General features: G+C 67.7%; 19 protein-coding genes. 10 read left to right on the top strand and 9 right to left on the bottom strand.

The features are described from left to right. Positions 1-2: 2 nt before the first annotated feature. On the top strand, positions 3-1,397 hold the full coding sequence (locus tag AB0M51_RS33655; RefSeq protein ID WP_344192075.1) for a mycothione reductase: 1,395 nt from the start codon (positions 3-5) through the stop codon (positions 1,395-1,397). Positions 1,398-1,611: 214 nt separating this feature from the next. On the opposite strand, the gene AB0M51_RS33650 is transcribed toward AB0M51_RS33655, so the two are convergent. Both AB0M51_RS33650 and AB0M51_RS33645 read right to left on the bottom strand, forming a co-directional pair. Next, a complete protein-coding gene (locus AB0M51_RS33650; RefSeq protein ID WP_363751959.1) occupies positions 1,612-2,790 on the bottom strand; it encodes a helix-turn-helix transcriptional regulator in 1,179 nt (392 codons plus the stop codon). A gap of 682 nt (positions 2,791-3,472) precedes the next feature. Then, positions 3,473-4,918, bottom strand: a complete 1,446-nt coding sequence (locus AB0M51_RS33645; RefSeq protein WP_344192078.1) for an LLM class flavin-dependent oxidoreductase — start codon at positions 4,916-4,918, stop codon at positions 3,473-3,475. 34 nt (positions 4,919-4,952) lie between these two features. Between AB0M51_RS33645 and thpR the strand changes: the two genes are divergently transcribed. From thpR to efeB, 4 genes are read left to right on the top strand one after another with little or no spacing between them, the layout of a single operon-like run. Next, positions 4,953-5,516, top strand: a complete 564-nt coding sequence (gene thpR / locus AB0M51_RS33640; protein WP_344192080.1) for an RNA 2',3'-cyclic phosphodiesterase — start codon at positions 4,953-4,955, stop codon at positions 5,514-5,516. 45 nt (positions 5,517-5,561) lie between these two features. Next, entirely contained in the window at positions 5,562-6,410 is an 849-nt protein-coding gene (gene efeU / locus AB0M51_RS33635; protein WP_344192082.1) for an iron uptake transporter permease EfeU, read from the top strand. Between the two features lie 14 nt (positions 6,411-6,424). After that, positions 6,425-7,564 carry an iron uptake system protein EfeO gene (gene efeO / locus AB0M51_RS33630; RefSeq protein WP_344192084.1) on the top strand — a complete coding sequence of 380 codons (1,140 nt, stop codon included), beginning with the start codon at positions 6,425-6,427 and terminating at the stop codon, positions 7,562-7,564. Further along, positions 7,561-8,811, top strand: a complete 1,251-nt coding sequence (gene efeB, locus AB0M51_RS33625) for an iron uptake transporter deferrochelatase/peroxidase subunit (protein WP_344192086.1) — start codon at positions 7,561-7,563, stop codon at positions 8,809-8,811. The genes efeO and efeB overlap by 4 nt, the downstream gene beginning before the upstream one ends. Here efeB and AB0M51_RS33620 read toward each other — a convergent pair. The 5 genes from AB0M51_RS33620 to AB0M51_RS33600 form a co-directional block, all read right to left on the bottom strand. Further along, the gene (locus AB0M51_RS33620) at positions 8,784-9,236 is read right to left on the bottom strand and encodes a MaoC family dehydratase (protein ID WP_344192088.1); all 453 of its coding nucleotides are present in this window, start codon (positions 9,234-9,236) and stop codon (positions 8,784-8,786) included. The two genes, efeB and AB0M51_RS33620, sit on opposite strands and share 28 nt — an antisense overlap. A 5-nt stretch (positions 9,237-9,241) precedes the next feature. Further along, positions 9,242-10,081 (bottom strand): carbohydrate ABC transporter permease, encoded by an 840-nt coding sequence (locus AB0M51_RS33615; RefSeq protein ID WP_344192090.1) that lies wholly within the window; start codon positions 10,079-10,081, stop codon positions 9,242-9,244. Then, a complete protein-coding gene (locus tag AB0M51_RS33610) occupies positions 10,074-11,039 on the bottom strand; it encodes a sugar ABC transporter permease (RefSeq protein WP_344192092.1) in 966 nt (321 codons plus the stop codon). The genes AB0M51_RS33615 and AB0M51_RS33610 overlap by 8 nt, the downstream gene beginning before the upstream one ends. A gap of 2 nt (positions 11,040-11,041) precedes the next feature. Next, positions 11,042-12,358, bottom strand: a complete 1,317-nt coding sequence (locus AB0M51_RS33605) for a sugar ABC transporter substrate-binding protein (RefSeq protein ID WP_344192094.1) — start codon at positions 12,356-12,358, stop codon at positions 11,042-11,044. 218 nt (positions 12,359-12,576) lie between these two features. Then, positions 12,577-13,659 carry a LacI family DNA-binding transcriptional regulator gene (locus tag AB0M51_RS33600; RefSeq protein WP_344192096.1) on the bottom strand — a complete coding sequence of 361 codons (1,083 nt, stop codon included), beginning with the start codon at positions 13,657-13,659 and terminating at the stop codon, positions 12,577-12,579. Between the two features lie 107 nt (positions 13,660-13,766). Between AB0M51_RS33600 and AB0M51_RS33595 the strand changes: the two genes are divergently transcribed. The 3 genes from AB0M51_RS33595 to AB0M51_RS33585 all read left to right on the top strand — a co-directional run bounded on the left by AB0M51_RS33595 (position 13,767) and on the right by AB0M51_RS33585 (position 17,841). Next, positions 13,767-15,356, top strand: coding sequence for an acyltransferase (locus AB0M51_RS33595; protein ID WP_363751948.1), 1,590 nt, complete (start codon positions 13,767-13,769; stop codon positions 15,354-15,356). A gap of 3 nt (positions 15,357-15,359) precedes the next feature. After that, the gene (locus tag AB0M51_RS33590) at positions 15,360-16,637 is read left to right on the top strand and encodes an FAD-binding oxidoreductase (RefSeq protein ID WP_344192100.1); all 1,278 of its coding nucleotides are present in this window, start codon (positions 15,360-15,362) and stop codon (positions 16,635-16,637) included. Between the two features lie 100 nt (positions 16,638-16,737). After that, the gene (locus AB0M51_RS33585) at positions 16,738-17,841 is read left to right on the top strand and encodes a hypothetical protein (RefSeq protein WP_344192102.1); all 1,104 of its coding nucleotides are present in this window, start codon (positions 16,738-16,740) and stop codon (positions 17,839-17,841) included. On the opposite strand, the gene AB0M51_RS33580 is transcribed toward AB0M51_RS33585, so the two are convergent. Beyond that, positions 17,771-19,039 (bottom strand): MFS transporter, encoded by a 1,269-nt coding sequence (locus AB0M51_RS33580; protein ID WP_363751942.1) that lies wholly within the window; start codon positions 19,037-19,039, stop codon positions 17,771-17,773. The genes AB0M51_RS33585 and AB0M51_RS33580 overlap by 71 nt on opposite strands. An 11-nt stretch (positions 19,040-19,050) precedes the next feature. Further along, positions 19,051-19,638, bottom strand: a complete 588-nt coding sequence (locus AB0M51_RS33575) for a helix-turn-helix domain-containing protein (RefSeq protein ID WP_344192106.1) — start codon at positions 19,636-19,638, stop codon at positions 19,051-19,053. Positions 19,639-19,814: 176 nt separating this feature from the next. Between AB0M51_RS33575 and AB0M51_RS33570 the strand changes: the two genes are divergently transcribed. Next, complete coding sequence (locus AB0M51_RS33570; RefSeq protein WP_363751938.1) at positions 19,815-20,195, top strand: hypothetical protein; 381 nt, start codon at positions 19,815-19,817, stop codon at positions 20,193-20,195. A gap of 665 nt (positions 20,196-20,860) precedes the next feature. Beyond that, positions 20,861-23,272: a DUF222 domain-containing protein gene (locus AB0M51_RS33565; protein WP_363751935.1), complete on the top strand. Its 2,412-nt coding sequence runs from the start codon at positions 20,861-20,863 to the stop codon at positions 23,270-23,272. The last annotated feature ends 81 nt before the right edge of the window (positions 23,273-23,353 follow it).

Here is a 23,353-nt window from a genome sequence, read left to right as displayed (position 1 = left end):
GTGTGACCACTTACGACCTCGTCGTCATCGGGACCGGATCCGGGAACACGATCGTGAACCGGCGGTTCGCGGACCAGAAGGTGGCGATCGTCGAACGCGGGACGTTCGGCGGCACCTGCCTGAACTTCGGCTGCATCCCGACCAAGATGTTCGTGCATGCCGCCGACGTCGCCGCGACGCCGTCGGTGAGCTCGCGGTACGGCGTCGACGAGCAGCTGCTGGACGTCCGCTGGACCGACGTCCGGGACCGGATCTTCGGCCGGATCGACCCGATCTCCGCGGGCGGCTCGGAGTACCGGCACCACGATGCGAACGTGCACATGTACGACGGCACCGGGCGGTTCACCGGCTTCAAGGAGCTGACCGTCGACAACAAGGACGGCTCGACCAGCGTGTTCAGCGGCGAGCGGTTCGTGATCGCCGCCGGCAGCCGGCCGATCGTGCCGCCGATCCCGGGACTCGAGGAGACCGGGTACCACACCTCGAACACGATCATGCGGCTCGACGAGCTGCCGCCCCGGATCGCGATCATCGGCAGCGGGTTCGTCGCGGCCGAGTTCGCCCATGTCTTCGGGGCGTTCGGCGTCGAGGTGACGATCGTCGCCCGGTCCGAGGAGCTGCTCCGCTCCGAGGACGCGGAGGTGGCCGCGCGGTACACGGAGATCGCGCAGCAGAAGTACGACGTACGGCTGAATCACGAGACCGTGCACGTCGCCCGGCAGGACGACGGGACGGTGCTGATCAAGATGCTGCACCCCGACGGCACCGACGTACTGGTCGTCGACGAGCTGCTGATCGCGGTCGGCCGCGAACCGAACTCGGACCTGCTGAACCTCGCCGCGACCGGCGTCGACGTCGACGGCGCCGGCCGCGTGGTGGTCGACAAGTACCAGCAGACAAACGTCGAAGGCATCTACGCGCTCGGCGACGTGACGAACCCGCACCAACTGAAGCACGTCGCGAACCACGAGGCCCGGGTGGTCAAGCACAACCTCCTGAACCCTGACGACCGCATCGAGTCCGACCACCGCTTCGTCCCGCACGCCGTCTTCAGCTCACCCCAGATCGCCTCCGTCGGCCTCACCGAGGCGCAGGCCCAGGAACGCGGCATCCCTTACGTGACAGCGATCCAGCGGTACGCCGACATCGCCTACGGCTGGGCGATGGAGGACACCACCGGCTTCGCCAAGGTCCTGGCCGACCCGACCACCGCCCAACTCCTCGGCTGCCACATCATCGGCCCCCAAGCCCCCACGCTCATCCAGCCAGTCATCCAGGCCATGTCCTTCGGCCTCGACGCCCACACCATGGCCCGCAACCAGTACTGGATCCACCCCGCCATGCCCGAACTAATCGAAAACGCCCTCCTCAAGCTCGACGTACACCCGAAGAACTAAGGGAAAGGAGACGAAAAGGAGAAAGAAGAAGAACAAGTACAAGAGATTTAGAGTGGTCGCCGGCTTCACTGGCTCTTCGCAGTTCAGGGTGTGCAACTGAGCGGACAGCCACATCCGCAACTGGGGACGAGCCGAACAACGACCCCGGGGGATGTCCCGAGCCCTACACCGGACTCAACTGCCTCGACCGGTGTTCAGGTTGATGCGTTCGGTGTCATCCGGTGCGGAGTGACTCGCCGAAGTCCTGTACGAGTGGTTCGCCGGCGTAGCGGCTTCGCAGTTCGTGGTTCAGTTCGTGGGCGATCATGTAGAGGTGCACGCGGCTCTGGCGGCCGTCCTTCAGGCCTTCGCGACCGAGGCTGACGGCCTGTTCCAGGTCGCCGTCGCGGCCGGCCACGAACGCGAGGGTGAGGCGGCTCTCGGCAATCCTCATCGGGCTCAGCTCCGTGCCGTCGGGTGCGGTGTTGTCGCGGATGACCGCGCGGGCGTAGTCGCCGGCGAGGTCGTCGTCTCCGGCCATCCGGTGGACGTCCATCGCGTAGTAGTCCCACTTCGCAGGGTCGATCTTGAAGTGGTTGTCCGGGCGGTCGGGGTACGGCATGCCGTCGAGCATCGCGCGGCCCTCGGCGAGGAGATCAGCCAGCCCGGACTCACCGAGGCGAGCACGGGCCTTGGCCTCCTGGGCGATCAGCTGGACGTGCACACTCGACGTACCCGCCGCTGCCTGACCGCGGCGCGCGGCAGCGACCGCCTGGGGAAAGCGACCTTGCGTGAGCGCGAACCACGCCGTCATCTCATGCCCCCAGCCAATGATCTCCGGGTGCCCGGCCTCCTCACCGAGCTGCTGCGCGGCAACACGGGTCGACTCGGCCGCGGTCATCAGGCCGAGGTCGTACTCGACGCATCCGGCGAGGAGTGCAAGGTAACCTCCGGCAACCAACAGGTCCTGATGTGCCTTCAGCCCGACCGGGCGGCTCAGGAGAGCCGTCACGCGCTTCAGCCACTCGTGCGCCTCTTGGCGTAGTTCCAGAGCGTCGCGGCGGTTGTACTGGCAGCACAGCTCCTGGACGGTGGAGTGCAGGACTTCGAGGGTGTCGGCAGTCGTGTCGCTGGCGCGCATGCGTTGCACCAGTTCGGCGGTTTGCCATGGTGTTTGCTCGAGGCGGAGAACATCGGCGCCTCGCGCGGCGGCAATGAGCGCGCCTTTCGCGCGGAGCGCCGCGTCACATGCGCGGGCGAGGTGCTCGGTCGGTGTCTTGCGCCCATTCTCGATGTTCGACAGATAGCTGCGACTGAAGTTCGTTGCGCGAGCAAGCTCCGCCAGCGACCACCCGCGATGGTCACGGTACTCACGTAGCCGACTGCCGAACGTCATGTTCCCAGTGTTACCCATGCGCGTATCCCTGTCTCCTCATGCCGAGGGATACGCGGGAACTCTGCCCTCTGTGCGCGGAACGCGGCAGCCTGTGACCATGAGTGACGGGGTCGAGTGGACAGGTCGGAGCCCACAGCCGCTGCCACCCGCGCCGGTTCCGGCCGGTGATGGGTGGCCGGAGATGCGATCTGCACAAGAGGTCGCGAACGAACCGTGCGACGGAGAGCACCCGAAGACCGGAGCTCCGTGCGTCCTCCAGTGGCACCGCGGACACCACCGCGACAAGTCGGGGGTTGAGTGGCTTGATGCGTAGGTCGTAGACCCGGTGGGGCGGCGTGTTGATCCCTGCGTCCGCGCCGCTCCGCCGTACCAAGGAGAGAGGGACGTCTGGCGTGCTGGACCCAAATAACCCGTGGCTCTGGGGGCTGCTGTACCTACTCGCTGGCGGAGGTGCTGCCTTCGTCGTACTTCCGCGAACCTTGATTCGCCGCAGTCCCGCAGAGTTGGACGAGTTGCGCGGTCGGCCGCTGTTGCTGCTGGCGGGCCTGTGGGCGCTTTTCGTCGTCAGTTGGCCGGTTCAGGTGGCCCGATGCCTGCTTGTGCTGCGCCAGCAGGCGCGGAAGCCGTAGCTGCAACCCCGTCGCGGTTCACCTGGCCACTCCGGTGCCGCCTGCCTGAGGGTGCCTTCCGCAAACTCGGACTACATCCGGAATGCTGAGATCACCTCGGCGGCCGTCTCGATTGTGTTGAGGTCGGGGAGGGTGATCATTACCTCGGATACGCCGGCTTCGGAGAGTTCGCGGAAGCGGCCGATCTGGTCGTCGATCGTGCCTGCGTTGACCGATGCGGCGTACTTCTCTGGGCTGACGTTGCGGGGGCGGAGGGCGCGGATCAGCTGGTCGAGTTGATTGCGGTCCTTTGCTACGAGGGTTGTGGAGAGGTGTGTCAGTTCGATCGGCTTCGTCAGGTGCTTTGCTCGTTCGCGTACGGCGGACACGTCGCCGAAGACGTTCACCGCGTCCGCGTAGCGGCTTGCCAGGCGGAGGGTCCTGGGTCCGCTTCCGCCAACCAGCAAAGGCAGATGCTCTTGCAGGGGACGGGGATAACAAGTGGTGTCCGGCACCTCCAGCACCTTGCCGTGGAAAGGTTTGTTGCCTGGGCCCCATAAGACGGGAAGCAGCTGCAGGGCATCCTCGAGCAAGGCGTAGCGGTCCGAGAGCGAGGGAAACGGCCAGCCGTACGCCTTGTGTTCGGCCTCGAACCATGCCAGCCCGACGCCACACACCGCCCGCCCGCCGCTCAGCACGTCCAGCGTGGCCGCGATCTTGCCGAGATGTGCGACGTTTCGATAGGTGATGCCGGAAACCAGCGTTCCCAGCCGCACCCGCGTCGTCGAAGCAGCCAGGTACGCGAGCGTCGTCCAGCTCTCCAGGAAGTCCTCCCAGGCTCGCCCGACCTGCGGAATCTGCCGGAAGTGATCCATCACGTAGATCGAGTCGAACCCGGCCGCCTCCGCTCGTCCGGCCACCTCGCGCAGCCAGGTCGCCGTCGCCGCCCGGCCGCCGGGATGGGTGTAGCTGCTCAGCTGCAGACCGAACCGCAGCCCGACCGGAGCTTCCGATTGCCGGGTCTGCGCCGCATCCGATCCGACGAACGCTGTCGGCACCACCCGCGCGGCAGTCGGCTCGAGTACGTCGTCGTACCCCTCCGCTGCCAGCTCCTCCTTCACCCGCCGCCACGACCTGAGCTGAGCCGTCAGCGCATCAGCCGGTATCCGCTTCGCCGCCCGCTCCCGATTCCGCCGCCGGCACTCCTCAGCCGGGGTGTCGAACCCGACCGCGACACATGCCAGCCCCGCCCCACGAGCCGCCGCCAACCACCCGACCCGCCGCTCACGATCCAACCCGAGCGTGTCGACAACAGTCGTCAACCCGCGCCCGATCCGCTGCCGCACCACCTCTTCCAGCAACGCGAAAGCGTCCGTACTGGCCGCGATGTCGTCCTCCCCGGACCCCACCAATGCCCGCAACCGATCGCTGGAAACGATCAGCTCCGGCGCGAAGTGCTCCGCCGCCCACGTCGACTTCCCGGACGCGCCGGGCCCGACCAGGATCACCAGGCACGGTGACGGCAGCTTGAGTTCCATGAAATGCAGTTTCCACCACCGTTAGCATTTTGGGATGCGATTGTTCGTGGCCGTGGTGCCACCAACCGAAGTTGTGGAGGATCTGGACAAGTTCGTCGAGCCGCGCCGGGAGCATCCGGACGAGGACATCCGCTGGGCGTCGGACGATCACTGGCACATCACGCTCGCGTTCCTCGGTGACGTGCCGGACTGGAAGACCGAGGAGCTGGAGGAGCGGCTGGAGCGGGCCGCGGGGCGGCAGCGGCCGTTCGAGTTGCGGATCGCCGGAGCCGGCGCGTTCCCCGGCGTACCGGACGCGCGGGTGCTGTACGCCGGGGTCCGCGACGACACGGAGTCACTCAAGCACCTGTCGATGACCACCCGGGCCGCGGCGAACCGGGCCGGGATCGAGGTCGAGGGGCGGAAGTTCACGCCGCACCTGACGCTCGCGCGGCTGCGCCGGCAACTGGACGTCACCAAGTGGGTGCGGATCTTCGACAACTACGAGAGCCCGGCGTGGACGGCGGGCAGTCTGCAGCTGATCGAGTCCCGGCTGGGCGAGGGCCCGGGCCACAGTGCGGCGTACGTCACGGTAGGCGAATGGGACTTCTTAGGCTAACCTCATCAAGGTTAGCCGTACCTAAGAAGACGAAAGTGTCCCGCCATGCTCGCGAACTATCTGATCGGACTCCGTGAAGGACTCGAGGCCTCGCTGGTGGTCAGCATCCTCGCGACGTTCCTGGTCAAGTCCGGGCACCGGGACCGGCTCAAACTGGTCTGGATCGGTGTCGCCACGGCCCTCGCCGTGGCGGCCGCCGCCTGGGGTCTGCTGCAGTTCGTCACCGCGCTGACCGCGAAGTCGTTCACCACCCAGGAGACCGTCGGCGGCGTGATGTCGATCCTCGCGGTCGGCTTCGTCACCTGGATGATCTTCTGGATGCGGAAGGCGTCCCGGAGCATCGCGAAGGAGCTCCGCGACCGGATGGGCCAGGCCCTCGAGGTCGGTTCCCGCGCGGTCGTCATCCTGGCCTTCCTCGCGGTCTTCCGGGAGAGCATCGAGACCGCGTTCATCGTGTACGCGTCCGCCGCCACGGCGACCACCGCCGTACCGCTGATCGGCGTCCTGCTGGGCCTGGCCACCTCGGTGCTGCTCGGGATCGCGATCTACAGGGGCGCGGTGAAGATCAACCTCGCGGTGTTCTTCAAGTGGACCGGCGCGGTGCTCGTACTGGTCGCGGCCGGCATCTTCGCGTACGGCTTCCACGACCTGCAGGAAGCCGGCATCCTGCCCGGGATCGGCCACCTCGCGTTCGACATCTCGCACGTGGTCCCGCCGGCCAGCTGGTACGGCGTACTGCTGAAGGGCATCTTCAACTTCAACCCGGCACCCACCGTGCTGGAAGCGACCGCATGGGCCGTCTATCTCGTGCCGGTGCTGTTCCTCTACTTCCGCCCGGTGAAGAGTCCCACCTCGCCTGCCGTGCCGGCGACGACCGCTCACAAAGCGGCCTGAATCTCAGGAGAGACATGTCTGCGTCAATCGGCCGCAAGGCCTCGATCGTTGGTGTCGTCATCGGTCTCGCCGCGCTCAGCGCGTGTGCGAAGAACGACGCGGCGGCGAAGGACGACGGCACCGGACCGGTGTCGGTGAAGGCGACCGACTCGGGGTGCGACCTCAGCCGCCGGGACGTGAAGTCCGGCACCAGCACCTTCTCGGTGTCGAACAGCGGCAGCAAGGTCACCGAGTTCTACGTGTACGCCGACGGCGACCGGGTGATGGGCGAGGTCGAGAACATCGGGCCGGGCCTGAAGCGGGACCTGATCGTCGAGCTGCCGACCGGGAAGTACCAGGCGGTCTGCAAGCCCGGGATGGTCGGCGACGGGATCCGCGGCGACCTCACCGTCACCGGTGACGCTCCCGCGCAGACCTCCGAGGACGCGTTGCTGAAGCAGGCGACCGAGAGCTACCAGCGGTACGTGAACTCGCAGGCGGTCGCGCTGGAGCAGAAGACGGCCGAGTTCACCGCCGCGGTGAAGGCCGGCGACGTGGCCAAGGCGAAGGCGCTGTACCCGGTGTCGCGGACGTACTGGGAGCGGATCGAGCCGGTCGCGGAGTCGTTCGGCGACCTGGACCCGAAGATCGACGCCCGGGTGAACGACGTCGAGTCCGGCACCGAGTGGACCGGGTACCACCGGATCGAGCAGGCCTTGTGGGTCTCCGGCACCACCAAGGGGATGGAGAAGTACGCCGACCAGCTGCTCACCGACGTGAAGACGGTCGTGGCGAAGGCGAAGGTCGTGAAGCTCACGCCGCTGCAGCTGGCGAACGGCGCGAAGGAACTCCTCGACGAGGTCGCGACCGGCAAGGTCACCGGCGAGGAGGACCGTTACTCGCACACCGACCTGTGGGACTTCCAGGCGAACGTCGAAGGTTCGCAGGCGGCGATCCAGGCTCTCCGCCCGGCGCTGCAGACCCGCGACGCGGCACTCGTCACCCAGCTCGACACCAACTTCAAGACGGTCTTCACCGCTCTGGACAAGTACCGGACGGGCGACGGCTTCAAGCCCTACACGGCATCGGAGCCCGAGAAGAAGGCATTGGGTGCAGTAGTAGACGGCCTGGCCGAACCCGTCAGTCAGGTAGCCGGAGTAATCGCAAAGAAATGACACAGAGCAAAGGGATTTCGCGGCGCGGCCTGTTCGGGGCCGCGGGTGCGGCTGTTGCTACCGGGGTCGCCGGGTACGCCGCCCACTCGGCGCTCGCCACCGACAAGTCGCAGGCTGCGGACGACAACGGGCCGGTGGGGTTTCACGGGCCCCACCAGGCGGGAATCACCACGCCGGTGCAGGACCGGCTGCACTTCGCGGCGTTCGACGTGACGACGACCAAGCGCGAAGAGCTCGTCGCGCTGCTGAAGGAATGGACCGCCGCGGCCGCGCTGCTCACCGCCGGGCGTGACATCGGCCAGTACGGCGCAGTGAACGGCCCGGACGAAGCACCCCCGGAGGACACGGGCGAGGCCGTCGGCCTGCCCCCGGCGCACCTGACGATCACGGTCGGCTTCGGCCCGTCCCTGTTCGACAAGCGCTTCGGCCTCGCGGCGAAACGCCCGAAAGCTCTCGTCGACCTCCCGCACTTCATCGGCGACGACCTCGAGGAAGCCCGCTCGTACGGCGACATCGCCGTACAGGCCTGCTCCGACGACCCGCAGGTGGCGGTGCACGCGATCCGCAACCTCGCCCGCATCGGCTTCGGCCGTACGGTCGTCCGCTACTCCCAGCTCGGCTTCGGCCGTACGTCGTCCACGTCCCGCGCGCAGGCGACCCCGCGGAACCTGTTCGGCTTCAAGGACGGCACGAACAACCTCAAACTCGAGGACGCGGCGAAGCTCGAGCAGCAGCTCTGGGTGCAGCCCGAGGACGGCCCGGACTGGATGGTCGGCGGCTCGTACCTGGTGTCCCGGCGGATCCGGATGAACATCGAGATCTGGGACCGGACGTCGCTCGGCGAGCAGGAGGCGGTCGTCGGCCGCGGCAAGGGCACCGGCGCTCCGCTGGGCAAGGCGGACGAGTTCGACGCGATCGACTTCACCGCGAAGAACGCCGACGGCGAACCGAAGGTCCCGGCCGACTCGCACGTCCGGCTCGCCCACCCGGACTTCAACAACGGCGCCGAACTCCTCCGCCGCGGCTACAACTTCGTCGACGGCTCCGACGGTCTGGGCCGCCTGGACGCGGGCCTGTTCTTCCTCGCCTACCAACGCGACCCGCGCAAACAGTTCATCCCGATCCAGAACCGCCTGGCCAAGAACGACAAGATGAACGAGTACATCCACCACGTGGGCTCCGGCATCTTCGCCTGCCCACCCGGCGTCACCCCCGGCTCCTACTGGGGCGAGAAACTCTTCAGCTGAAGGAAGTTCAGCACGATGCAGGAGAAGACCAGCGCATCGTCCTGATTGAGCAGCTCCGCGCGGGTGCGTACCAGGCCGCGGTCCGGTTTCGACTTGCTCGGGCGGGCTTCCAGTACTTCGGTACGCAGGCGGAGGACATCGCCCGGGCGGACCGGGGCGAGCCAGCGGAGTTCGTCGACCCCGGGCCCGCCGAGGCTGGCGTGCTTCGAGAGGTACTGGTCGGCGTACAGGCGCATCATCAGGCCGGCCGTGTGCCACCCGCTGGCGATCAGGCCGTCGAACGGGCCGTCCGCCGCCGCCTCGGGGTCGACGTGGAAGTACTGCGGGTCGAACTGCTCGGCGAACTCGATGACGGCGGACTGGTCGACGGTGATCGTGGCCGGGTGCTCGACGCGAGCACCCGGCACGTAGTCCTCGAAGTACATGCGTCCTATTTGACCGCACCGGCGGTTACACCGGCGACGAAGTGTCGTTGTGCGAGCAGGAAGCCGATGACGACCGGGACGCTGACCACCAGCGCGGCGGCCATGATCTGGTTCCAGTAGATATTGGTCTGCGTCGAGTACTGCCGCAGGCCGACCGACAGCGTGCGGTTCGCCTCGGTGGTCATCACCGACGCGAACAGGACCTCGCCCCAGGCGGTCATGAACGAGTAGATCGCCACCGCGATCACCCCGGGCCGTGCCGCCGGCAGGACGACCCGCCACAGCGCGCCCATCGGACCACACCCGTCCACCAGCGCGGCCTCGTCGAGCTCGCGCGGGATGCTGTCGAAGTACCCCGCCAGCATCCAGATCGAGAACGGCAGGCTGAAGGTCAGGTACGTGATGGTCAGCCCGAGCCGCGTCCCGACCAACTGCAGCCCGAACGAGTTGTTGATGTTCACGAAGATCAGGAACAGCGGCAGCAGGAACAGCACACCCGGGAACATCTGCGTGGACAGCACCGTCGTGGTGAACACCGTCCGCCCGCGGAACTTGAACCGCGACACCGCGAACGCGGCCAGGATCGCGATCGCCACCGAGAACACCGTCGCGGACACCGACACGATCGTCGAGTTCACGAAGTACTTCGCCAGCGGCACCGTCTTCCACATGTCGACGAACGGCGCCAGCGTGATGTTCGACGGCCACCAGGTGAACGCGCCCTGCACGTCCTTCAGCGGTTTCAGCGACGAGGTGACCATCACGTACAGCGGAACCAGGACGAACAGCCCGAGCACGGTCAGCGTGACGCCGCGGTAGATCTTGAAGCCTCTGGTCTCACGCACGACGTGACCTCCTGCCGGTGACGAGCAGATAGATGCCGGTGACGATCATCAGGAAGATCAGCAGCAGCACGGACATCGCCGCACCCGTGCCGAAGTTCCAGGTCAGGAACGACGCGTTGTAGATGTGGAACGTGATCAGGTCACCGGCCGGCGGCTGCGCCGTACCGAACAGCACGTACGGCGTGTTGAAGTCGCTGAACGTCCACAGGAACAGCACGAGTACCAGCACCAGGTTGACCGGGCGCAACGACGGCAGCGTGATGTTGCGCCACTGCCGGATGTTGCCGGCGCCGTCGACCGACGCGGCCTCGTACAGATCCCGCGGGATGCTCTGCATACCGGCCATCAGCGTGAGGAACGCGAACGTCCACAGCTTCCACCCGGCCACCGTGATCAGCGAGACCAGTGCGTTGCCGCCGATCAGCCAGAACGTCTTGCCGTCGCTCAGGTGCAGCTGGTTCAGCACGTGGTTCACCGCGCCGGTGTCACGCTGGAGCATGAAGTTCCAGGTCAGGATCCCGGCGTACGCCGGAAGCGCGTACGGCACCAGGAACAGCGTCCGTACGACGCCGCGCCCGCGGAACTCGGGCTGCAACGCGACCGCGGCCGCCATCCCGAGCACCCACGAGAACGCGACCGTGACCAGCGAGAACACGATCGTGACGCCGAAGGACTTCAGTAGTCCCTGCCCGACGGCGTTGTTGAAGTCGAGCGCGACCTTGTAGTTGTTCAGCCCGGCGCCGGGTGCGGAGGACCAGTTCGCGATGAAGAACTTGGTCAGCTTCACGAAGCTCATCCAGATCCCGACCAGCATCGGGATGATGTGGATGAACAGTTCCAGCAGGACGGCCGGGGCGAGCAGTGCGTACGGCAGCCACCGGTTCAGCCCCGGACGGTGCTCGGGGCGGCCCCGGCGCTTGGTCTGCGCCGGAGCCGCGGTCTCGGTTGCGACGGCCATCGTCAGCTGCTCGCCGCCACCTGGTCCTCGGCGGTCTTCAGGGCCGCCTTCACGTCGTCGGCGGTCACCGTTCCGCCGGTCGCGATCTTCGCGAACATCGAGTTCATCGCCTTGCCGACGGTGCTCTCGAACTGGTCCTCGGCCGGCACCAGCGGCAGCGGCTTGGACTTGGTGTTGTAGATGTCCTGGAAGGTCGCGGCTTCGGCGGCGTCGGTGGTGAAGTTCGGCTTCGCGTCCTTCAGCACCGGCAGCGCGGAGAACGGCTTGTCCAGCGTGCTCTGCGTGGTCGCGTCGGTCATGTACTTCACGAACTTCAGCGCCGCGTCCTTGTGCTTGGTGTTCTTGAACACCGACAGGTTGATGCCGGCCACGTGGCTGGCGACCTGCTCGCCGCCGGACGGAGCCGGGAACGGCACGACGCCGTACTCGCCGGCCTTCATCCCGTTGGCGACGATCGAGGAGTCCGCGTTGTTCTGGTTGATGACCATCGCGACCTTCTTGGTGGCGAAGTCGTTCACGGACTTGGTGCCGTTGTCGTACTGCGCGTTCGACGGGTTCGCGACCTTGTCCTTCTGCATCAGGTCGAGGTACCGCAGCACGCCCTGGACGTTGCCGTCACCGGTGAAGGTCGGCTTGCCCTCGTTGTTGAACCAGTCGGCCTTGTTCTGCGCCGCGTTGATGAACGCGAAGTGCACGTTCTCGGTGTAGCTGCCGGCCGCGATCGCCATTCCCCACTGCTTCTTCGCGGGGATGGTCAGCTTCTGCGCGTCGGTGACCATCTCTTCCCAGGTCTTCGGCGGCTGCAGGCCGGCCGCGGCGAACATCGCCTTGTTGTAGTACAGGCCGTACGCCAGACCGTAGAGCGGGACCGAGGTCGGGTCGGTGCCTTCCTTGCCGCCGGTCGCCAGAGCCGTCGGCACGAACTTGTCCTTGCCGCCGATCGCGGTCATCGCGTCGCCGTCGAACGGCAGGAACGCGTCGGTGGCCTGCAGGGAGGCCGCCCAGGTGTTGCCGATGTTGACCACGTCCGGCGCCTGGCCGGAGGTGATCGCGGTCTGGATCCGGGTCTGCAGGTCGTTCCAGCCGATCACCTCGAGGTTGACCTTGATGCCGGTGTCCTGGGTGAACTTCTGCAGGACCGGGGTCAGCACCTCCTTGTCGTTGTCCAGGCTGGTGCCCTGGTTGCTGGCCCAGTAGGTCAGCGTCTGGTCCCCGGAACTGCCGCCGGAGGAGTCGTTCTTGTCGCCACCACCACAGGCGGCGAGGCTGACTCCCATGGCGGTCGCAGCCACCGCGGCTACAAGTGAACGCAGTCTCACGTCGGACTCCCTCGTCCCGTTACGAGCCCCCGCGGACCTGCGGGGGCGGATCGGCCCCATCCTGACCTAACCGGTTAAGTTTCGAAACCCTAACCGGTTCAGTAGAAGCGTGTTCGTTACGACCTCGTGACCCGACAAACCTTCACCGCATCGAGGGAAAACGCAATCCAACACACACCGGAACCGCCTGATTTCACACAGTCTTCAAACTGTGGAGGTCATGAGTGTGCGGGACCGGACGACTCGCGCACCCGCAGCTCGCCCGCCGGCGCCTCTTCGTGCAACGGGGAGTTCCCCGTGACGATCCGCAGCAGCAGATCCGCCGCCGCCCGCCCGCGCTCCATCGTCTTCTGGTCGACCGCCGTGATCCCGGGCCGCGCGAGCTCGCACAGCGGCGAGTCGTCCCACGCCACCACCGACACCTGCCCGGGCACCGCCGTACCGAGATCCATCGCGACCCGCAGCGCCGCGACCGCCATCAGGTCGTTCCCGAGCACGATCGCGGTCGGCGGGTTCGGCCCGGTCAGCAACTGCCGGGTGAGCTCGGCCCCGTCGTCGTACCGGTAGCTCCCCTCGATGTGCCGCACGGTGACCCCGCGCCGCACCCCGACCTGGTGCAGCGTCTGCACGCGCGACCGCTCGTGGATGAACGTGAACGGTCCGCTGATGTGCGCGATGTCGGTGTGCCCGAGCTCGACCAGGTGATCGAGGATCAGGTCGACGGTCTCCGTCGACGAGCTGATCAACCGCCCGACCTCGTCGTCCGGCTCGTTCGAGCTGACCACGACGCACGGTACGCCGAGCTCCTTCAGCAGCGGGATCCGCTGGTCGTCCTCGAGTTCGTCGAACAGGATGAACCCGTCGACCCGCCCCTGCCGCGACCACCGCCGCAGTACGTCGAGGTCCTCGCCGTGCTCGCCGGTGAGCCGGAGCAGCAGCGAGGAGTCGACCTCGTTCAGGTACTGCTCGATGCCGACCAGCGTGCGCATGTAGAACGCCTCGGTGGAGATCAGCGTGGGCTCCCGCGCGATCACGATCCCGATCGTCCGGGTCCGGCTCGCGGACAGCGCGACCGCGGCGGAGTTCGGGTGGAACCCGAGCTCCTCGGCCAGGTCGAGCACCCGTTGCCGGGTCTCCTCGCTGACGCCGGCGCGGCCGTTGAGTGCGTACGAGACCGACGCTTTCGAGATGTGCAGGCGACGGGCGAGGTCGCTGATCGTGACCCGGTGGCTGCGGCGCGTGCCGTTGACCGGGCCGTCGCCGCCGGCGTCACCGTCCGCAGCGGATCCGCTCGTCGTCATCGCCCGGCCACCCCTCGCGCAGACGGAAAAGTGTTCATGTCAGACCGGAGGTTAGCAGCGGCATTTCGGGCCTGGCGCCGGCCAGGAGATTTGGATAGCGTTTTCCCATGCTGCCGAACGAGCCGTTGCGCCTCGATTTCCTGCCCTGGGAGTACGCCCGGAAGGCCTCCGCCGCCGAGCGCGACCGGCAGTCCGAACGGCAAGCCCGGCTCGGCGGGTCGGTCGAGCTGGCCGCCGACGTGTACGTCGCCGAGTCGGCCGCGGTGTACTGCGACGAGCTCCGGATGGGCGAGCGTTCGTACATCGCCGCGCACGCCTACGTCACCGGCCGGATCGCGCTCGGCGCGGACTCGACGATCAACCCGTTCGCGGCCGTTCGCGGCGTGGTGACGATCGGCGACGGCGTCCGGATCGGCGCGCACACGTCGCTGCTCGCGTTCAACCACGGCACGGCGCCGGGCGAGCCGATCTTCAAGCAGCCGCACACCGCGCTCGGCATCACGATCGGCGACGACGTCTGGATCGGGTCGAACGTGACGATCCTGGACGGCGTCACGGTCGGCCCGCACACCATCATCGGCGCCGGCGCGGTCGTCACGAAGGACATCCCGGCCAACTCGGTCGCGGCCGGCAACCCCGCCCGCATCCTCCGCTCGCGGACAGGAGCATCCATGTCAGGTGACCTACCCACTCTGCTGACCGCGTTCGCCGCGAAGGCCCGCGCGCAGACCGACGACGTACTCGCGCGCTGCTGGGACGGTACGCGCTTCGTCGACCGCCCCGGGCAGGATCGCGCGCCGGAGATCCGCCCGTGGTGCGACGCCGTCGAGATCGCCGATCTGCTGGTACGCCGTACCCCGGCCGGTCACACCCGCGACGACCTCGTCCGCCGGCTCCGCGAACACCAGGATCCGGCGACCGGACTGGTACCACCACTGGACCAGCCGGACGCCGAACTCGCTGTCCTGGAAGGGCCTGCCAGCTACCACGTGCTGTGCGTCGGGTATGCGCTCCAGCTGCTCGGAAGCAGCTTCGAGCACCCGATCGACACGACCTTCACGGTCGAGGACCTCGACAAGTTGCCCTGGGCAAGAAAGGCGTGGTCGTCCGGCAGCGGGATCGACGCGCTCGGTACGGCGCTGGCGCTGCAGCACGGCGGCGAGCCCGGCCACCTCGAGCTGCTGATGGGCTGGCTGCACACCCGCGTCGATCCTTCGACCGGCATGTGGGGATCGCCGCATCCCGACGACGGCCTTCTGCAGGTGGTCAACGGCTTCTACCGCCTCACCCGGGGCACGTACGCGCAGTTCGGCCTGCCGCTTCCGTACCCCGAGCAGGCCGTCGCGACGGTGCTTGCGCACAGCAACGACCAGCGGATGTTCACCGGCGACAACTACAACGCCTGCAACGTGCTCGACGTCATCCACCCGCTGTGGCTGGCGCGCAAGCAGACGTCGTACGGCGAGGCCGAGGCGCGTCGCTGGGCCGAGCAGCAGCTGCGGGCGATCCTGCCCAGGTGGGTGGACGGTGCCGGGTTCGCGTTCGCGCCGGACGGGACCGACGATCGCGCGATCCCCGGTCTGCAGGGGACGGAGATGTGGCTGGCGATCATCTGGCTGCTGTCCGACTACCTCGGCATGTCGGACGCGCTCGGCTACCGCCCGCGCGGCGTCCACCGCCCGGAACCCCTGGTCTGACCCGTGCAGGGGCGAGTCGTAACACCGGAAAGCCCGGACTGGGACCAGGTACGGCGCGGCTGGAACCTTTCCGTCGACCAGCAGCCGGCCGCGGTCGTAGAGGCTGCCGGGCCGGGCGACGTCGAGGAGGCCGTCAAGTACGCCGCTACGCGCGGCCTGCAGGTCTCTGCCCAAGCCGGCGGACACGGTGCGACCCGTGCGCTCGACGGCACGGTCGTCGTACGCACGGACGCGTTGGACTCGCTCTCTGTCGACGTAAGCGCCCGCACTGCGCGGGTGGGTGCCGGTGTGCGGTGGGGAGCGTTGCAGGCCGCGCTTAACGGCACTGACCTCACCGGACTGCCCGGCTCGTCGGCGAATGTGTCTGTGGCTGGGTACTGCTTGAACGGTGGCTTCTCCTGGTTCTCCCGTCCGTACGGGAGCGGTGCGGGGAGCCTGCGGGCTGTTGAGCTCGTTGACGCGGCGGGGGAGCTCCGGTGGATCGACGACGCTGATGATCCGGACCTGATGTGGGCGTTGCGTGGTGGCGGCGGCAGCTTCGGTGTGGTCACGGCGGTCGAGCTGGACCTGCATCCCGCTCCCGCCATCACGGGCGGTCGGCTGATCTTTCCGATAGAGCAAGCGGGCGCGGTGCTCACGGCGTACGGTCAGGCGACCCGTGAGGCGCCGGCGAACGTCACGTTGTGGGCCTACCTCGCTCAGTATCCGACAGCAGCCTGCATGGTCGACGTGATCACTCCGGACGCTTCTTCCGCTGACCTGGATCGCGTGCTGGCGGTCGTGCGGGCAGCTGGTACGCCGGTGTCCGAGGACATCCGCCCGCTCCAGCCAAGTGAGGTGGCTGACTTCAACTCGGTGCCCACGCCACCGCAGGCGTTGTCGCTGATCACCAGCCCGTTCCAGGAGGTCACTCCCGAGCTGATCGAGACGCTGCAGGAGCACGGAAAGCCGCCGCTCTTCCAGGTGGTAATCCGACACCTACGGTCCGGCCAGGACGGCTCTTACCCCGGGGTGGCAGCCGCCGACCCCCAGGCGCCGTACCTGGTCCTGGCTGTTTCCATCGCACGCACACCCGACCAGCAGGAGCCCGGTGAGCGTGCACTACGGGCACTCGAGGAGGCCTTGTCGCCGTGGCGAGTCGGCCAGAAGATACCGACCGGGCTGTCCGCCTGGAACACGCTGGACGACTGCTACGGCCCGGACGACCTGGCCCGGCTACGGGAGATCAAGCGGAGGGTGGACCCCGGTGGCTTGTTCGCCGGGAACTTCCGCCTACCCTGACCTCGTGGACCCCCGCACGCGCCGACTGGTGACCTCCCTCGTACTGGCAGCCCTGGTCGCCATCGTCGTGGTGGCAGCCTTCCTCCGGTAACGTCACCGCATGACCACCTCCGCCGGTGAACGTTCGTCGTACCTGATGCGGGCCGGGATGGTCCGCAACGTTCGGTCCGGGGAGCACCTGACGACGTTCGTGGTGTCCGGGGTGGCGACGGTGCTGATCACCCGGCTGCTGCTCAGCCTCAGCGGCTACCCGCAGATCGGTGGCAAGGGCCTGCACATCGCGCACGTCCTGCCCGGCGGGCTGCTGATGTTCGTCGCGATCTCACTGCTTCTGGGGTACGTCGGACCGGTGGTCCGGCCGGCCGCGGCGACGATCGGCGGGATCGGGTTCGGGCTGTTCATCGACGAGGTCGGGAAGTTCGTCACCTCGGACAACAACTACTTCTACAAGCCGACCGCGGCGATCGTGTACATCGTCTTCGTGCTGATCGTGCTGGGCTTCCGCTTCCTCACCACCCGGCGGCCGATCGACCCGCGGGAGGAGCTGGCGAACGTCATCGACCACGCGGTCGAGGGGGTCGCGGGCGGCCTGTCCCGCCGGCGGCGTGCGGAGGCGTCCGAGCTGCTGGGCCAGGTACCGCGGGAGGTGAGCGGACGGCGGGAGACCGCCGACCTGCTGGCTGCCTGCCCGCCGGACGAGGTGGAGCTGGCCGCTCCGGTGGATGCTGCCTGGCAGGTCGCGCAGCGCGGCTTCGAGCGGCTGGCCACGCACCCGAAGGCTCCGACCGTCGCGGTCGCCGTACTGGCGATCCAGGTGGTCGGAGAGCTACTCATCGCCGCCGTGCTGGGAGATGGGCTCAACACGCTTCCGGTGCTCGGTGTGACGGCCGGGAGCTTGCTGTCGGCAACCTTCACGGTGCGCGGTGCGCTGGCCTTGCGGAAGGCGAACCGGGCGCGGGCGGTCCGGTTGTTCGAGCTGGCGGTCCTGGTGTCTTTGCTGATGACGCAGGTCTTCCAGTTCGCCGCTACACAGTTCGCGGCCGCCGGGGGCATGCTGCTGGACCTGGTGATGCTCGGGCTGCTGCGGGCGGAGCGGGACCGCATGCGGCGCGCGGTGGACGACAGCACGAAGGCTAAGACGCACCGGCTGCCACCCGAGCCGGATCTGCCGCCGTTCCCGGAGGACCCGTCGGATCCGGTGTAGCTTTCCAGTTCTCGTGGCGGCCGATCAGCACCGGGGACATGGTGGCGATCAGGTAGATCGCACCGCCGGCCAGCAGTGCGGGTGCCAGGCCGATCGCGGCGATCGCGGCACCGGCCGCAACACCACCCAGCGGCACACCGGTCCAGCAGACTGCATTGGACAGCGAGTTGACGCGGCCGAGCAGGTGGCTGGGGATGCGTTCGACCCGGATCGCACCTAATACCGGGTTGATGAAGCCGGCGCCGATGCCGGCCACGGCGTACACGGCCATCAGCGTCCACACCGGTGCGTCGGTTGCCATTGCCACGAAGCGCGGTGCGCCGGCGATCAGGAAGGCCAGCGTGAAGATGAGCTTGCGCGGGATGCGGTCACCGATCGCCGATGCGAGTAGGGCGAACGCCGTTGCGGTCACGCTGAACGATGTGAGGATCAGGCTGGTATGGCCGGGTCCGTAGCCGTGCTCTCTGATCCAGACGGGCAGTAATACGGTGCTGGTCGCCGCGTCGAGCAGGTTGGTGACGGCGATCATCACCACCAGCGGCAACAGCAGCCTGTCGCTGCGGAGGAACTGCCAGCCTTCCAGCAGACGCCGCCCGTACGCCTCCTCGTTGTTGACCGGCTGCCTGTCCTGCTTGGGGATCCAGCGGGCGATGAGTACGGCGCAGATGCCGAACGACGCGGCGTCGATCCACAGCGCGTTGACCGCACCGACGAGGGTGATCAGTCCGCCGGCCAATGCGTACGCGAAGAAGCCGGCCAGGCGTTCTGTCGTACTCTCCAGGCCTGTCACTCGCTCGAGCGGCACCTGGGCGGCCCGGGCGATGTCCGGGATCAGCGTCTCCTTGGCGGAGTCGCCTGGCCCCCTGAGCGCGCCGGCGACCGCGACGAGCACCAGCAGCGTTGGGAAGTGCAGCAGACCGAGTGTGTGCAGGAGCGGTACCAGGGCGACCACACCGGTGCTGGCGGTGTCTGCCAGCAGGCTGATCCGACGGGCGCCGACCTTGTCGATCAGCGGGCCGCCCACGGCCTTCACGACGACCAGCGGCGCCATCTCGGCCAGGGCGACCATGCCGGTCTTGACGGGCGAACCTGTGGTGATCAGTACGAACCAGGGGATCGCGATCGCGCTGACGCGGGTCCCGCAGATCGACACCACGTTCGCCACCAGGAACGCGATCAGCGGCTTTGACTGCCTCACGAGTGGTCCTCCTACCGCGTCTCGCGGGGGAACGCCTGGATCTGGACGGTGACCTGTTCGGCACCTTCCGGCAGGGGAGCGGTCAGGTCGGGCGTCTTGTACTTCTCCAGGACCGCCATCACCTCCTGCATCATCGCGTCGAGCTGGTCGGCGCGAAGGTGGAAGAAGTAGTCCGACAGCACGCTCGCGTCCCGCCAGTCCGCCGGCATGGTCTGCATCGCGTCGATGAAGCTGAAGATGTTCTCGGCGTACGACTGCCCGACACCGTGCAGGAATCCCAGCGCCAGCTCCGGCTCCTGGTCCAGCAGCTCGGCCTTGTCGAACTCGGTCCCCTGATGAGCCGCCTTCCACCACCGGTCACGGGCGTTGCCCCGGCTGTCGTCCTCGGCCACCAGACCGGCCTCCGCGAGCTGCCGCAGGTGGTAGCTGGTCGCCCCGGTGTTCACCCCGAGCCGGCCGGCCAGGGTGGTCGCGGTCTGCGGCCCGTACACCCGGAGCAACCCCAGGATCCGGTTCCGCATCGGATGCGCCAACGCCCGCACCAGCTCCCGATCCAGCCGAACGTTCCGCGGCGTCTCGTTACTGCTCTCGTCGCTCATGCTCCCGACTGTACGACTGCAAAGAGTCTTTGCAAAGGGATTTTGCAAACTGATTGTGTGGTCGGTTGTCCACAGCTTTCAGATCGCTTGGCCGGGGTAGTGCGAATCGCGGCATCTTCTCTGCCGACCAGATCCCTCAGGACCAACCGAAAGAGGAACCCGAGATGATGCGCGTGATGCTCGACGACGCCGACTACTGCGACGTCCCCGCCGACCTGATGACCTTCGACAACGGGGCGGTGATCTTCTGGCAGAAAGGCGAGGAGGTAGGCCGCCACCGCCAGTCCCGGATCCGCTCCCTGGAGCCCATCAACCCCAAGTCCATGACCCGCAAGATCCAGAAGGCCCGCCAGACCGCCCCGAACGCCTTCCGCCAGTGGACCCCCGAAGACACCGAAACCCTCACCGACATGTACAACAACGGCGCCTCCCTGGAAGACCTCACCGAAGCCCTCGGCCGCCAGGAAGGCGGCATCATCTCCCGCCTGAGAACCATCGGCATCCTCGAAGAAGACCCCAACACCCCACCCGCCCACGTGGCAGCACGGGACGCATGAGTGCAAAGGCCGCCGCCTCAGTTGATCGCCCTTCCAACGACACGAGGCTCCCGCGGGCCGAAGGGAACAGCGACTGTTCCTTGGCCGCCTCCAGCGGGCACGGAAGGCCCCGCCGGTCGCAGGTGGTCGGCGAGGTGTGAGGTGATTCGCGGGGTGTGGGATCGCCGCCGTCTCGGTTGCCGGTCTGCGTGCGGACGTGGGGTGTTTGCGAGCGGATGGCTGCGGCGGCTGTGTTTCTGGCCGCCTTCGGCGGCGTGCGGAAGGCGACACCGGGCGCTGGTGGTCGGCGAGGCGCGAGGTGGCTCGGGGGGATGGGGTGGATCCGCGGGTCGTGCGCGGAAACGACGCCGTCGTAGCTACGGTGCTGGCCTGCCGGCGCCGGGTGGACGTGGGCGATGGGGAGTCCTAGCTGCCCCTGGCGGGGAGTGGAGTTGCGGTGCGCCGGCTGCCGAGAAGAACGGACCTATCGCCTCCAGGCGGTGTGAGTCTGGCGAGGTTGCTCCCGTCTCCATGCGTCGGAGTTTCATGACCACCTCGACATCGATTCCGTCGGCACGTATTGCAGCGTCGACCGCTCTCCGACTGGCACGATTCTCCTTGTATGTAAGGGGTTCGTGCCCATCGCCGATTTGCCCGTGATCATTCTGTGATCTACAATAGAACACATGTTCGACACTGATCTGGATGACCTGTCCACCGCGGAACTGCTGACCGCGGCGGCCGAGTACGCCCATGATCAAGAACGCGCCGAGGTCGGCGTCTTGCGCACCACGCTGGCTTTCGCTGACCGCAATGCTGTCGTCGAGTGGCCCGGCCGTGAGCCGCTGCCCGGTTACGAACGGCTCCGGGTCTACGGCGGCGAGGGCTGTCCCGGGGTCGCGGAGTTCGCCCCGATCGAGCTGGGTGCTGTGCTCGGGATGTCGTCCGGTGCCGCCAGTTCCCTGATGGGTGAGGCTCTGGCGCTGCGGCATCGTCTTCCCCGGGTGTGGGCAGCCGTGCTGTCCGGGAACGCGGTCGTGTGGCGGGCCCGCAAGATCGCCCACGCCTGCCTGTCGCTGTCGATCGAGGCCGCCGCGATCGTCGACGGCCGTGTCGCCGGCATCGTGAACACCGTGACGCCGGGCCGGTTGAAGAAGATCGTCACCGCCGCGCTGTGGGAAGCCGACCCCGAACAAGCCCGGGCCGATGCCGAGGCCGCCGCGAAGACCCGCGGCGTGTTCGTGGCCCAGTCCGATCCCGACGACGACCACGGCACCAAGCGCATCTTCATCCGCGCCTCCACCGGCGCCGTCATCCGCTTCGACGCCACCGTCGACGACCTGGCCCGGGCGTTGAAGGCCCTCGGCGACACCGACTCACTGGACGAACGCCGCGCCAAGGCCATCGACTGGCTCTCCGACCCCGCCGCTGCCCACCACCTCCTCCAGCTAGCCCGCCACCTCGCCCGCACCACACACGCCGACTCCAGCCAGACCACACCCGAACACGAACACGCCGAGGCCCGCGAACCCGCTGAACCAGGTCAACCAGGTCAACCAGGTCAACCAGGTCAACCGGGTGGACCGGGTGGACCGGGTGGACCGGGTGGACCGGGTGAACCGGGTGAACCGGGCGAACCGCGGCACGCTGACGTTGCCGTGGACGAGGACCCGGCGCCGGCTCACCACGACCAGTGGAGCGAGCAGGATGACCTCGACGAGCGGGATGACCTCGACGAGCGGGACGGCCTCGACGAGCGGGACGGCCTCGACGAGCGGGACGAGCGCGACGGGCGGGAGACCCCGACCGCCGACGACCTCGACCGCACAGGCGACCTGGACGGCGAATCCGGCACACACCGCACGGACGGTACGCGCGGCCACAACGGCGGGTACGACCTGACCGAGACGGACGCCGCGTACGACATGACCTACGCGGACGCTGCGTACGACCCGACCGACCTGACCAGCTTGACCGACCTGACCAGCCTGACCAGGCTGACCGACCCGACCGACGCGGACGCTGCGTACGGCCCGACCGAGGCGGACGCGGAGTACGACATCGCCTACGCGGGCGGTCTCAGCGGTGCGGATGATGTGCGCGGCGCGGCGGGCGCGTCCAGTGTGGTGGAGTTTGGTGGGCTGGATGGGGCTGGTGCGGGGCAGGAGTTCACGCGGTTGGGGCTTGGTGACACGCTGGAGGCGCGGCTGGCCGCGATCAAGCATGAGGCCCATGGTCGTGGGCTCGGCGCGGGTGGTGGCCGGCGGAATCGGCACACGTTGTATGTGCATCTGACCGACAAGACCCTCGCGACCGGGACCGGTGTAGTCCGGACCGAAGAGTTCGGGCCGCTGCTCGCGAGTCAGCTGAGCGAACTGCTCGGCCACGATCGGGTGGTGGTGAAGCCGGTCATCGACCTGCACGACCAGGTCAGCGTCGACAGCTACGAGATCCCCGACCGGATCCGCGAGCGTGTACGACTGCGCCATCCCGTCGACATGTTCCCGTACGGCGCGGCCGAGACGACGCCGCGGATGGACCTCGACCACATCACCCCGTACAAGCACGCCCTCACCCCGGACCACTCCAGGCCCGAGCAGTCCCGGTTCGAGCAGTCCCGGTTCGAGCAGTCCAGGTACGAGCAGTCCAGGTACGAGCAGTCCAGGCCGGAGCAGTTGAAGCCGGATGACCGGGGCTTGGATCGCCTGGGCGCGGGGGACTTCGGTTCGGGTTGCCTCAGCGGCGCAGCCGACACCCGCCGATCGGACTGCGTGACGCGGTCCGGCTCCCCGGGCCCGGACAGTCGGACAGGTCTGTCTCGAGACGCCAGGCCACCCGGACGAGCAGCGGCGTCAGCGCCTCCCGGACGGGCGGGGCAGACCAGTGTCGACAATCTCATACCGCAAGGACGACTCCACCACCGCGCCAAAACCTTCGGCGGCTGGCGTAACCGACGCCTGCCCGACGGCGGAATCGAGTGGACCAGCCCTCACGGGTTCGTGTTCCGGGTCGACCACACCGGGACCCATCCGCTGTCGGCCGGCCTACCCGCAGCCAGGCACCTCGGCGGCCCCACAGATCTTGACACTGCGAACTGACGGCTCGCGCCGTACAGCTTCCGCGAGATCTCCGCCGGGCGGGTGGCTCTGCTGGTGGGTGGGCGAGACCATTTTGTGATC

The sequence above is a fragment of the Kribbella sp. NPDC051137 genome (assembly GCF_040682535.1).
In the GTDB taxonomy this organism is placed as follows: domain Bacteria; phylum Actinomycetota; class Actinomycetes; order Propionibacteriales; family Kribbellaceae; genus Kribbella; species Kribbella karoonensis.
Note: the sequence above shows the minus strand (reverse complement) of the source record. Positions and strands in the feature narration are given on the sequence as shown.

Coding starts and splice junctions, on each gene's coding strand:
- AB0M51_RS33650 (WP_363751959.1), bottom strand. CDS start 2,790: ATGGGTAACACTGGGAACATGACGTTCGGCAGTCGGCTACGTGAGTAC.
- AB0M51_RS33645 (WP_344192078.1), bottom strand. CDS start 4,918: ATGGAACTCAAGCTGCCGTCACCGTGCCTGGTGATCCTGGTCGGGCCC.
- thpR (WP_344192080.1), top strand. CDS start 4,953: ATGCGATTGTTCGTGGCCGTGGTGCCACCAACCGAAGTTGTGGAGGAT.
- efeU (WP_344192082.1), top strand. CDS start 5,562: ATGCTCGCGAACTATCTGATCGGACTCCGTGAAGGACTCGAGGCCTCG.
- efeO (WP_344192084.1), top strand. CDS start 6,425: ATGTCTGCGTCAATCGGCCGCAAGGCCTCGATCGTTGGTGTCGTCATC.
- efeB (WP_344192086.1), top strand. CDS start 7,561: ATGACACAGAGCAAAGGGATTTCGCGGCGCGGCCTGTTCGGGGCCGCG.
- AB0M51_RS33620 (WP_344192088.1), bottom strand. CDS start 9,236: ATGTACTTCGAGGACTACGTGCCGGGTGCTCGCGTCGAGCACCCGGCC.
- AB0M51_RS33610 (WP_344192092.1), bottom strand. CDS start 11,039: ATGGCCGTCGCAACCGAGACCGCGGCTCCGGCGCAGACCAAGCGCCGG.
- AB0M51_RS33600 (WP_344192096.1), bottom strand. CDS start 13,659: ATGACGACGAGCGGATCCGCTGCGGACGGTGACGCCGGCGGCGACGGC.
- AB0M51_RS33595 (WP_363751948.1), top strand. CDS start 13,767: ATGCTGCCGAACGAGCCGTTGCGCCTCGATTTCCTGCCCTGGGAGTAC.
- AB0M51_RS33585 (WP_344192102.1), top strand. CDS start 16,738: ATGACCACCTCCGCCGGTGAACGTTCGTCGTACCTGATGCGGGCCGGG.
- AB0M51_RS33575 (WP_344192106.1), bottom strand. CDS start 19,638: ATGAGCGACGAGAGCAGTAACGAGACGCCGCGGAACGTTCGGCTGGAT.
- AB0M51_RS33570 (WP_363751938.1), top strand. CDS start 19,815: ATGCTCGACGACGCCGACTACTGCGACGTCCCCGCCGACCTGATGACC.
- AB0M51_RS33565 (WP_363751935.1), top strand. CDS start 20,861: ATGTTCGACACTGATCTGGATGACCTGTCCACCGCGGAACTGCTGACC.